This window comes from Saccharomonospora iraqiensis subsp. iraqiensis (assembly GCF_000430445.1).
In the GTDB taxonomy this organism is placed as follows: domain Bacteria; phylum Actinomycetota; class Actinomycetes; order Mycobacteriales; family Pseudonocardiaceae; genus Saccharomonospora; species Saccharomonospora iraqiensis.
In genome coordinates this window covers 62,508-72,563 of record NZ_KE387080.1, presented here as the reverse complement: position 1 = coordinate 72,563, position 10,056 = coordinate 62,508, and the positions used below count along the sequence as shown (strand labels likewise).

Genomic DNA, 10,056 nt, shown 5'->3' with positions numbered 1-10,056 from the left:
CGGCGCTGTGGCGGGTGCTCGACGCACTGCGCTCCCGGTGAATCCCGCCCCCGGTGAACCGGCGGTGCGGCGGTCCCGGACGTCTCAGACCTGGGCGCCGTTGTCGGGATCGGCGCCGTCCGGTGGGCCCTGACGGACACGCAGCAGCGCCAGCGCGATCCCGCTGGCCACCGCCAGCAATCCCAGTGGCAACCCGAGGGAACCGCCGAGCCCGAACACGCCGGGAGCGGCGAGCAGGAGGATCCCGACCACGAAGAACAGCAGCACCACGAAGGCGCCCTTGCGCGGTCGGGGGAGAGGGGGCGGCTCCGGGGGTACGAAGTGTTCGTCGTCGTCCGCGGGGTCGTCGCCGAACAGCGTGTCGTCCCAGTCGGTGTCGGCCCCGCGCCAGCCCGACCCCGCACCGGGGACCGTTCCGCCCCCGTCGGCCCGGCGGGAGGGACCCCGGCGCGGGGTACCCGACCGGTCACCACGACCCGCTCCGGTGGTCCCGTCGGGAGCGTCGTCGTCCCCGTCGAGGTCCCGGGTCGTCCCCCCGGGGCCGGGGTCGTCGTCCGGATCGTCGGCGAGCGCGTCCGCGTCCGCGCCGAGACCCTCCGCCCGCAGGTCCGCGACGATCCTCTCGAACGTGGCGTCGACGTCCTCCGGCCCGTCCGCGCCTGACGTAGGGTTCATCGGACACCCACCTGTCTGACCGAGTTCACGGAGTACCCGACGCGCCCGCGGATCCGCGCGTCGTGGTCCGGGGTTGCCACGTGTGCGCCGCGCTCAAGCGCGGTCCCGGGCCCACCGGTACGGGGAAGCGGCGCGGCGGGGGAGAGCACAGGCATGCCCGGTCGTCCTTCCGTCGAGCTGTGTCCCCCCAATGTTCGCACGGACGGGAGGTCCCGCGAGGCGGTACCGTGAGGGTGATGGCGGGAGGGACCGGGGCGTCCGGCGTCGCCGGGGACACCGCGGGTCCGGTTCGCCGCCGCGGCCACGCCGACACCGGTGTGCCGGGACGCTGTGATCTCGATCGCCGTGGCCGGTGCCGCCGGGTGCCGTGGTTGTGCCGTCTCCTCAAGGATTCGTAAGCTGACCGGTCGGCGGCTCCGGCGCCGCCGTTCGTCGTGCGCACCGAGGAGGGACCCCGCAGTGCTGTATTGGTTCATGAAGTACGTGCTGCCGGGGCCCCTGATGCGGCTGTTGTGGCCCGCCAAGGTGACCGGGGTGGAGAACATCCCGGACGAGGGCGGGGTCATCCTCGCGGGCAACCATCTGGCGGTCGCGGACTCGTTCTTCATGCCGCTGCGGGTCTCCCGCCGGGTGACCTTCCCGGCCAAGCAGGAGTACTTCACCGAGCCGGGCCTCAAGGGCAGGCTCAAGAAGTGGTTCTTCTCCGGGGTCGGCCAGTTCCCGATCGACCGCTCCAGTGGTTCGGCGGCCCAGGCCGCGATCGACACCGCCGTCCGGCTGGTGCGGGAGGGACGGCTGCTCGGGATCTACCCGGAGGGCACCCGGTCGCCCGACGGCAGGCTCTACAAGGGCAAGACCGGCGTCGCACGCATCGCCCTCGAATCCCGGGCCCCGGTGGTTCCCGTCGCGATGGTCGGCACCGAGAAGGTCAACCCGATCGGTTCGCGGCTGTGGTGGCCGCGCCGCATCGAGATCCGGTTCGGCACGCCGCTCGACTTCTCCCGGTACGAGGGGCTGTCCGGGGACCGGTTCATCGAACGGTCGATCACCGACGAGATCATGTACGCGCTGATGGAACTGTCGGGTCAGGAGTACGTCGACGTCTACGCCGCGAAGGCCAAGGAGCTGCAGGCCGCCGGGCAGACCGGGGCCCGTCCCGCGGTCCCCGCGCAGGGCGGCGCGGGCGAGGCCGCCCGGATCCCGGAGTCGAAGGCGAGCTGATCCACCTCCCCGGGGCCGGTGGCCCGTCGAGTACCGTGCCCGCGTGCGGTTCTTCTACGACACCGAGTTCATCGAGGACGGCGTGACGATCGACCTGGTCTCGATCGGTGTCGTGGACGAGACGGGACGCGAGTTCTACGCCGTGTCGACGGAGTTCGACCCCGCCAAGGCGGGCCCGTGGGTGCGCGAGCACGTACTGACCAAGCTTCCCCCTCCCGGGGACCGGGCGTGGCGCGGGCGGGAGCGCATCCGTGCCGACCTGCTCGACTTCTTCGGCGAGCCGGCGGAGGGGATCGAGCTGTGGGCGTGGCTGGCCGCCTACGACCACGTGGTGCTCGCGCAGCTGTGGGGGCCCATGCCGGCGATGCCGCGAGTCCTGCCCCGCTTCACCCGCGACCTGCGGCAACGGTGGGAGGACCTCGGCAGGCCCCGGCTGCCGGGCGCACCCGACGACGCCCACGACGCCCTGGCCGACGCCCGCCACAACCTCGAACGCTGGCGCGTCCTCGAACAGGTCCGCCAGGACCTCACCCGCCGTCGCGCCTTCCCCACCCGGTAGAGGTGTGCCGTGAAGGACCTTTTCCCTGCCTGTGCCGCCGTGAAGGACCCCTTCACGGCACCCGGCGCAGGGAAGGACCCCTTCACGGCACCCGGCGCAGGGAAGGGGTCCTTCACGGCACCGTCCGGTGGGGCCGTCAGCGGCGCCGGGCGCGGACGGCGTCGGCGAGCTCGTCCAGGAGGGTGGCCGTGGTGGGCCAGTCCAGGCACGCGTCCGTGATGCTGCGGCCGTAGGTCAGATCGTCCGCGTGGCCGAGGGTGAGGTCCTGCCGCCCGGCCTCCAGGAAGCTCTCCAGCATCACGCCGGCCACACCGGGTTCGCCCGTGCCGACGCGGGCGGCGAGCTCGCGCACCACATCGGCCTGCCGGTGGTGGTCCTTGCCGCTGTTGCCGTGGCTGGCGTCCACGAGCACCCGTTCGGGCAGGCCGGAGGCGCGCAGCCGGGTGCGGGTGTCGGCGACGGTGTCCGGGTCGTGGTTCGGTCCCGCCGAGCCCCCGCGCAGGATGACGTGGCAGTCCCGGTTGCCGGACGTCGTCAGCAGCGCGGCGAGGCCGTCGGCGTTGACCCCGGCGAACACGTGGCTCGCCGCGGCCGCCCTGGTGGCGTCCACGGCGACCTGCACGTCGCCGTCGGTCGAGTTCTTGATCCCCACCGGCATGGACAGGGCGCTGCACAGTTGCCGGTGCACCTGGCTGGCCGCGGTGCGCGCGCCGATGGATCCCCAGGTCACGGTGTCGGAGAGGAACTGCGGGGTGATCGGGTCGAGGAACTCGGTCCCGACGGGCAGGCCCAGCGCGGAGATGTCCAGCAGCAGCCTGCGCGCCGCCCGGAGCCCCTTGTTGACGTCGTAGCTGCCGTCCAGGTCCGGGTCGTTGACCAGTCCCTTCCAGCCCAACGTCGTCCGCGGCTTCTCGAAGTACACCCGCATCACGACGTGCAGTTCGTCGGCCACGGTCGCGGCGTGCGCGGCCAGCCTGCGCGCGTAGTCCAGGGCGGCGGCCGGATCGTGCACCGAACACGGGCCGACGACGACCAGCAACCGGTCGTCCCGGCCGTCGAGGATGTCGACGACGTCCCGCCTGCCCTGGGCGACCGTCTTGGCGACCCCGGGGTCCACCGGGTGTTCCTGACGCAGCAGGGCGGGGGAGAGTAACGGGCTGACACCCGTGATGCGCTGGTCGTCCAGCGTGTGCACCGGGTCGGTGTGGTCGGATGCGTCCACCGCGGTCGCGGGGCGGTCCGGTTCGGCCGTGGGGGTCATGGGCTTCCTTTCCACAAGCCGCCCCGACCGTGACCGCCGAGCCGGCTTGTCGTCGTCCGGCTCGGAATGGTCGGTGGTCAGCGCACGCGGTCGCCGACCGGCCCACCCCGGGCCGGCCCGCTAAACCAGAAAGCGAAGCGCTGCACGGACCGAACTCTACCAGGCCGGTGGTCCGCTGCACCGATCAAGACCCCACCGGGATAGGCTGGCGACCGGAAAATGTGACGTAGGACAACCGGAGAGGTGTCGTGGTGATGCGAGTCGGCGTGCTGACCGGTGGGGGCGACTGCCCGGGGCTCAACGCGGTGATCCGCGCGGTGGTGCTGAAGGGCGTCGAGACGCACGGTTGGGAGATCTTCGGTTTCCGCAGCGGCTGGCGCGGGGCCATCACGGGGGAGGGACGGTGGCTGACCCGCGACGACGTCGAGGGCATCCTCACCCGGGGCGGTACCATCCTCGGTTCGTCCCGCACCAACCCCTACAAGGAGGAGGGCGGCGTCGAGGCGATCCGGTCGGTGGTCGCCGACAAGGGCATCGACGCGATCATCGCGATCGGGGGCGAGGACACGCTCGGCGTGGCGAACCGGCTCACCGCGGACGGGGTGCGGGTCGTCGGGGTGCCGAAGACCATCGACAACGATCTCGCCGCCACCGACTACACCTTCGGCTTCGACACCGCGGTGCACATCGCCACCGAGGCCGTCGACCGCCTGCACACCACCGCCGAGTCGCACCACCGTGCCCTGGTGGTGGAGGTGATGGGCCGGCACGCGGGCTGGATCGCGCTGCACTCCGGCCTGGCCGGGGGCGCGAGCGTCATCCTGGTCCCGGAGCGCCCGTTCTCCGTCGACACGGTCGTCGAGTGGGTCCGGCGTCGGTTCGAGCGGGAGTACGCACCGATCATCGTCGTCGCCGAGGGGGCGTTGCCGGAGGGCGGGGCCGAGGTGCTGCAGACCGGTGAGACGGACGCCTTCGGGCACGTCCGGCTCGGCGGGGTGGGCAACTGGCTGGCCGACGAGATCGCCCACCGCACCGGCAAGGAGTCCCGCGCGGTCGTGCTGGGCCACACCCAGCGCGGCGGCACCCCGACCGCCTACGACCGGGTGCTGGCCACGCGGTTCGGACTCCACGCGGTGGACGCCGTCGCCGACGGGGATTCGGGCGTGATGGTGGCCCTGCGCGGCACCGACATCGTCCGGGTGAAGCTGGCGGAGGCCACCGCCGAGCTGAAGACCGTACCGCCGGAGCGCTACGCCGAGGCCGAGGTCTTCTTCGGCTGACGATTCCCCCGACCTCCCTTCCCCGGCCGGCCCCGGACGCGGCGAACCCCGCCGGCGTTCCGGGCCGGCCGGCGGAGGGAGGGCGCGACCATTTCTCCCTCACTCGTCGGTGTGATCGACCGACGCCGATGCGCTAGGTTGCGCACACTCGGCGTGGAGGTGCGTGATGGCGGAATCCGTCCGGGGCGAGGCCAGGGGCGAGACGCGGGGTGCGGGCGGCACCGACACCGGCGGCGGGGAGACCTCCGGGGTGCGCAGACAGTGGACCGGGATCGTGCTCGGCCCCGTGCTGGCCGTGCTCACCTACCTGCTGTTGCCGACGAGCCTGTCCCCGGACGGCCGGGTGACCGCCGCCGTGGCGGTGCTCATGGCCGTGTGGTGGGTGACCGAGGCGTTGCCGCTGGCGGTGACGGCCCTGTTGCCGCTCGTGCTGTTCCCCTTCCTCGGCGTCGGGGAGATCGGCGAGGTCGCGGCCCCGTACGCCGACGACATCATCTTCCTGTTCATGGGCGGGTTCCTGATCGCCCTGGCGATGCAGCGCTGGAACCTGCACCGGCGGATCGCGTTGCGCACCGTGCTGGCCGTGGGGACCGGACCGGTGCGGCTGGTCGCGGGGTTCATGCTCGCCACGGCGTTCATCAGCATGTGGGTCAGCAACACGGCCACCGCGGTGATGATGCTGCCGATCGGGGTGTCGGTGCTCGGGCTGGTCTCCCAGCTGGGCGACGGCGAGGGCGATGCCAACTTCGCCACGGCGCTCATGCTCGGCATCGCCTACGCGGCCTCGATCGGCTCGCTGTCCACGATCATCGGTACGCCGCCGAACACCCTGCTGGTCGGCTACCTGGAGGAGAACTTCGACATCACCCTGACGTTCGGGGAGTGGATGCTGTTCGGGCTGCCCGTGTCGGCGGTGTTCCTCGTGCTCGCCTGGCTGGTCCTGACCCGGGTGGTGTTCCGGCCGCGCCTGAGCTCCCTGCCCGGCGGCCGCGAGCTGATCCGCGGCCAGTTGCGGGAGATGGGACGGATGAGCCGGGGCGAACGCAACGCGCTGGCCGTGTTCGTGCTCGCGGCCGTGTCCTGGATCGTCATCCCGGCGCTGGCCGACGTCGACGCGGTCGCCGGGGCGGTCCCCTGGCTGGGCAACGTCTCCGACGCGGGCATCGCGATGACCGCGGCCGTGGTGCTGTTCCTGCTGCCCGTGGACGCGCGCGCCGGGGTCCGCACCCTCGACTGGGACACGGCCAAGACCCTGCCCTGGGGCATCCTGCTGCTGTTCGGGGGTGGACTGAGCCTGTCCACCCGGTTCACCGACACCGGCCTGAGCGAGTGGATCGGTGAGCAGGTCGGCGGGCTGTCCGTGCTGCCGTTGATCCTGCTGGCCGCCGCGGCGGCCCTGCTCGTGCTGATCCTGACCGAGCTGACCAGCAACACCGCCACGGCCGCGGCGTTCCTGCCGATCCTCGGTGGGGTCGCCGTGGGGCTCGGCCACGGGCCGATGGTGCTCGCCGTGCCCGCCGCGATGGCCGCGACCTGCGCGTTCATGCTGCCGGTCGCGACCCCGCCGAACGCCATCGTCTTCGGGTCCGGCCACGTCCGCATCGGGCAGATGATCCGGGGTGGGGTGCTGCTCAACGTGCTGGGGCTGGTGCTGATCACCCTCGCCGCGTACACCCTCGGCGCGTGGGTCCTCGGCCTCGCCTACTGAGCCCGGACCGGGCCGACGTAGCGTGGGCGCATGGCGTTCACCGGTTTCGGCGAGTACGCGATCGACTTTTTCGACGGGCTCGTGGTGGACAACTCGAAGGCCTACTGGCAGGAGCACCTGCCCACCTACACCACCGACGTCCGGGCGCCGATGGAGGCGCTGCTGGCGGAGCTGCTGGAGGAGTTCGGCGACTTCGGCGAGGGCAAGGTGTTCCGCCCGTACCGGGACGTGCGCTTCGCCCGGGACAAGAGCCCGTACAAGACGCACTGCGCAGCGGTCGTCGAACGGGGCCGGGGCGGTGGCGCGTTCTACGTCGAGGTCGGCCCGGCGGGGCTGCGCGTCGGCGGCGGCTGCTTCCACCTGGCTCCGGACCAGCTCGCCCGGTTCCGCCGGGCCGTCGACACCGACGTGCACGGCGCGGAGCTGGCCGACCTGGTCGCGGAGCTGCGCGACGCCGGTTTCGAGATCCGCGGGGACCGGCTGCGGACCCGCCCCCGCGGGTTCGCCGCCGACCATCCCCGGATCGAGCTGCTGCGGCATCGCACGCTGTACGCGCTGTTCACCTGGCCCCCCGACGACGCCCTGCACGAGCGCACCTGCCTGGACCGGGTGCGCACGGCCTGGCGCACCCTGCGTCCGATCAACGACTGGGCGGCCGCGCACGTCGGCGCGAGCGAGCTGCCCCGCCGCTGATCCCCGCCGGTGCTCACTGCCGGCGACGCGGCACCGGTGACCGTCCGGCGTGCCCCGGTCGCGTGGCGGTGACATACGCGGCACGACGGATACGGGATCGGTACAGACGTGGGCGCGCCGACCGGCTAGGCTTTTCGGGTGTGAGCAGACGAGCGAAGATCGTATGCACCCTCGGCCCGGCGACGGCGACGGCGGACAAGGTCCGGGCGCTCGTCGATTCGGGGATGGACGTGGCCCGGATGAACTTCAGCCACGGAACCCACACCGACCACAAGCAGGTCTACGACCTCATCCGGACGGCGGCGCGGGAGTCCGGGCGCGCGGTCGGGATCCTCGCCGACCTGCAGGGCCCCAAGATCCGGCTGGGTGAGTTCGCGGGCGGCCCCGTCGACTGGCGCGCCGGCGACAAGGTGCGCATCACCGTGGACGACATCGCCGGGACCCACGAGCGCGTCTCGACCACCTACAAGGGGCTGGCCCGGGACGCGAAGCCCGGCGACCGGCTGCTGGTGGACGACGGCAAGGTGGCCCTCGTCGTCGAGCGCGTGGAGGGCGCCGACGTGATCTGCGAGGTCGTCGAGGGCGGCCCCGTCAGCAACCACAAGGGCGTGTCGCTGCCGGGCATGGACGTGTCGGTCCCCGCCCTGTCCGACAAGGACGTCGAGGACCTGGAGTTCGCCCTCGAACTGGGCGTGGATTTCGTGGCGCTGTCGTTCGTGCGTTCCCCCGCCGACATCGACTCGGTGCACCAGGTGATGGACCGGGTCGGCCGGGGGCGGGTGCCCGTCATCGCCAAGCTGGAGAAACCCGAGGCGGTCTACAACCTGGAGGCGGTCGTGCTCGCCTTCGACGGGCTGATGGTCGCCCGCGGGGACCTCGGTGTGGAGCTGCCGCTGGAGCAGGTGCCGCTGGTGCAGAAGCGGGCGATCCAGATCGCCCGGGAGAACGCCAAGCCGGTGATCGTGGCCACCCAGATGCTCGACTCGATGATCGGCAACTCGCGGCCCACCCGCGCCGAGGCGTCCGACGTGGCCAACGCCGTGCTGGACGGCACCGACGCGGTCATGCTCTCGGGGGAGACGAGCGTCGGCCGCTACCCGGTCGAGACCGTGGAGACGATGAGCAAGATCGTCGAGGCCGTGGAGGCCGACATGCCCGCGGTCCCGCCGCTGAGCCACGTCCCGCGCACCAAGCGCGGGGTCATCTCCTACGCCGCCCGGGACATCGGGGAACGGCTGAACGCGAAGGCACTGGTCGCCTTCACCCAGTCCGGCGACACCGTGCGCAGGCTCGCCCGACTGCACACGCGCCTGCCGTTGCTCGCGTTCACCCCGCTGGAGAGCGTGCGCTCGCAGCTGGCCCTCACCTGGGGCACCACGGCGCGGATCGTGTCGCCGGTGGACTCCACCGACCGCATGATCCAGCAGGTCGACCACGCGATGCTGGACACCGGCCGGTATTCGCCGGGGGACAACGTGGTCATCGTGGCGGGATCGCCCCCCGGCACGGTCGGTTCCACCAACCTGATCCGGGTCCACCGGCTCGGTGAGGAGGACCACGCGTGAGCGTGTCGGCGGGACGGGGTGCCGGGCCGCGGCGCCGCGACGGTGTTGAATCGGTGTCATGACTGAGCTGGCACGGCAGGCCGCCACAGGGTTGGACACCGACGGCGGAACGGGCGGGCAGGAGGTGCTGGACCGGCTGATCGCCCTGCTGGACCTCGAACGGATCGAGGAGAACATCTACCGGGGGGTGAGCCCGGCACACTCGCCGACCCGCGTGTTCGGTGGCCAGGTCGCCGGACAGGCCCTGGTCGCGGCGGGGCGGACGGTGCCGGAGGATCGCGGGGTCCACTCCCTGCACGCCTACTTCATCCGCCCGGGTGATCCCGAGGTCCCGATCGTGTACGAAGTGGACCGGATCCGGGACGGTCGCTCGTTCACCACGCGCCGGGTGGTGGCGGTCCAACACGGCAAGGCGATCTTCTCGCTGTCCGCGTCCTTCCAGATCACCGAGTCCGGTGTCGAGCACGGCGAGCCGATGCCGGACGTCCCCGATCCCGAGTCGCTCCCGACGCTGCCGCAGCGCGCGGAGGGTTACGAGGGGCTCGGGCTGCGCGCGCTGCCCCGGCCGATCGACCTCCGTTACGTGCACGACCCGCCGTGGGTGACCCGGACGACCGGCGAGCCCCCGGAGCGCAACCGGGTGTGGATGCGGGCCGACGGCACGCTGCCCGACGACCGGCTGCTGCACGTCTGCGTGCTGGCCTACGCCTCCGACATGACGCTGCTCGACTCGGTACTGGCCCGGCACGGCGTGTACTGGGACCTCGACAAGGTGCTCGGCGCGAGCCTGGACCACGCGCTGTGGTTCCACCGCCCGTTCCGGGCCGACGAGTGGTTCCTCTACGACAGCACCTCACCCACCGCCTCGGGTGGACGGGGGCTGGCCACCGGACGTCTGTTCGCCCGGGACGGTGCGCACATCGCGACGGTCGTGCAGGAGGGCCTGATCCGCGTCCTGTGAGGACCGGGACGCCCCCGCGGCCGACCCCTCCGGTCCGGAAGCGGGAGGGGTCCGCCGGGCACGCGCGTCGGTGACCCGCTCGACGCACCACCGACGCGGTGCGGGTCAGCCGGCGAGGTGTGCGGCCGGCCGC

Annotated in this window: 9 protein-coding genes; 7 read left to right on the top strand and 2 right to left on the bottom strand. The window is 72.3% G+C overall.

From position 1 onward, the window contains the following. Positions 1-84 precede the first annotated feature (84 nt). Complete coding sequence (locus tag ACTIR_RS0109410; protein WP_026454074.1) at positions 85-675, bottom strand: hypothetical protein; 591 nt, start codon at positions 673-675, stop codon at positions 85-87. Positions 676-1,134: 459 nt separating this feature from the next. Between ACTIR_RS0109410 and ACTIR_RS0109405 the strand changes: the two genes are divergently transcribed. Then, a complete protein-coding gene (locus ACTIR_RS0109405; protein ID WP_026454073.1) occupies positions 1,135-1,896 on the top strand; it encodes a lysophospholipid acyltransferase family protein in 762 nt (253 codons plus the stop codon). 43 nt (positions 1,897-1,939) lie between these two features. Further along, positions 1,940-2,455: a polyadenylate-specific 3'-exoribonuclease AS gene (locus tag ACTIR_RS0109400; protein ID WP_007025685.1), complete on the top strand. Its 516-nt coding sequence runs from the start codon at positions 1,940-1,942 to the stop codon at positions 2,453-2,455. 136 nt (positions 2,456-2,591) lie between these two features. Here the strand turns inward: ACTIR_RS0109400 and ACTIR_RS0109395 are convergent, their stop codons facing one another. Beyond that, on the bottom strand, positions 2,592-3,716 hold the full coding sequence (locus ACTIR_RS0109395; RefSeq protein WP_026454072.1) for a 3-deoxy-7-phosphoheptulonate synthase: 1,125 nt from the start codon (positions 3,714-3,716) through the stop codon (positions 2,592-2,594). A gap of 254 nt (positions 3,717-3,970) precedes the next feature. Between ACTIR_RS0109395 and ACTIR_RS0109390 the strand changes: the two genes are divergently transcribed. From ACTIR_RS0109390 to tesB, 5 genes are all read left to right on the top strand, one after another. Further along, the gene (locus ACTIR_RS0109390; RefSeq protein ID WP_026454071.1) at positions 3,971-4,996 is read left to right on the top strand and encodes a 6-phosphofructokinase; all 1,026 of its coding nucleotides are present in this window, start codon (positions 3,971-3,973) and stop codon (positions 4,994-4,996) included. A 166-nt stretch (positions 4,997-5,162) separates the two neighbouring features. After that, a complete protein-coding gene (locus tag ACTIR_RS0109385; protein ID WP_026454070.1) occupies positions 5,163-6,704 on the top strand; it encodes an SLC13 family permease in 1,542 nt (513 codons plus the stop codon). 30 nt (positions 6,705-6,734) lie between these two features. Further along, positions 6,735-7,397, top strand: coding sequence for a DUF2461 domain-containing protein (locus ACTIR_RS0109380; RefSeq protein WP_026454069.1), 663 nt, complete (start codon positions 6,735-6,737; stop codon positions 7,395-7,397). Positions 7,398-7,537: 140 nt separating this feature from the next. Continuing rightward, entirely contained in the window at positions 7,538-8,962 is a 1,425-nt protein-coding gene (gene pyk / locus ACTIR_RS0109375) for a pyruvate kinase (protein ID WP_026454068.1), read from the top strand. Between the two features lie 58 nt (positions 8,963-9,020). Next, on the top strand, positions 9,021-9,923 hold the full coding sequence (tesB, locus tag ACTIR_RS0109370) for an acyl-CoA thioesterase II (RefSeq protein WP_026454067.1): 903 nt from the start codon (positions 9,021-9,023) through the stop codon (positions 9,921-9,923). Positions 9,924-10,056: the final 133 nt, after the last annotated feature.

Excerpts from the sequence above, each read along its gene's own strand:
- ACTIR_RS0109410 (WP_026454074.1), bottom strand. The coding sequence starts at position 675 with ATGAACCCTACGTCAGGCGCGGACGGGCCGGAGGACGTCGACGCCACG.
- ACTIR_RS0109395 (WP_026454072.1), bottom strand. The coding sequence starts at position 3,716 with ATGACCCCCACGGCCGAACCGGACCGCCCCGCGACCGCGGTGGACGCA.
- ACTIR_RS0109390 (WP_026454071.1), top strand. The coding sequence starts at position 3,971 with ATGCGAGTCGGCGTGCTGACCGGTGGGGGCGACTGCCCGGGGCTCAAC.
- ACTIR_RS0109385 (WP_026454070.1), top strand. The coding sequence starts at position 5,163 with ATGGCGGAATCCGTCCGGGGCGAGGCCAGGGGCGAGACGCGGGGTGCG.
- ACTIR_RS0109380 (WP_026454069.1), top strand. The coding sequence starts at position 6,735 with ATGGCGTTCACCGGTTTCGGCGAGTACGCGATCGACTTTTTCGACGGG.
- tesB (WP_026454067.1), top strand. The coding sequence starts at position 9,021 with ATGACTGAGCTGGCACGGCAGGCCGCCACAGGGTTGGACACCGACGGC.